This is a genomic window from Halomonas sp. KAO, from assembly GCF_015595025.1.
Classification (GTDB): domain Bacteria; phylum Pseudomonadota; class Gammaproteobacteria; order Pseudomonadales; family Halomonadaceae; genus Halomonas.
The window spans coordinates 1,264-1,659 of record NZ_JADNRL010000037.1; the positions used below are offsets into that span (position 1 = coordinate 1,264).

The window sequence follows — 396 nt, forward strand, 5'->3', positions numbered from 1 at the left end:
TCCAGAGATGGATTGGTGCCTTCGGGAACGCACAGACAGGTGCTGCATGGCCGTCGTCAGCTCGTGTTGTGAAATGTTGGGTTAAGTCCCGTAACGAGCGCAACCCCTATCCCTATTTGCCAGCGATTCGGTCGGGAACTCTAGGGAGACTGCCGGTGACAAACCGGAGGAAGGTGGGGATGACGTCAGGTCATCATGGCCCTTACGAGTAGGGCTACACACGTGCTACAATGGCCGGTACAAAGGGTTGCGAAGCCGCGAGGTGTAGCTAATCCCGAAAAGCCGGTCTCAGTCCGGATCGGAGTCTGCAACTCGACTCCGTGAAGTCGGAATCGCTAGTAATCGTGAATCAGAATGTCACGGTGAATACGTTCCCGGGCCTTGTACACACCGCCC

At 56.3% G+C, this 396-nt stretch carries 1 rRNA gene (only partly in view); it reads left to right on the top strand.

Going from position 1 to position 396, the window contains the following annotated elements:
• Positions 1–396, top strand: a 16S ribosomal RNA gene (locus IOC61_RS16000) (it extends past both window edges: 946 nt to the left, 545 nt to the right).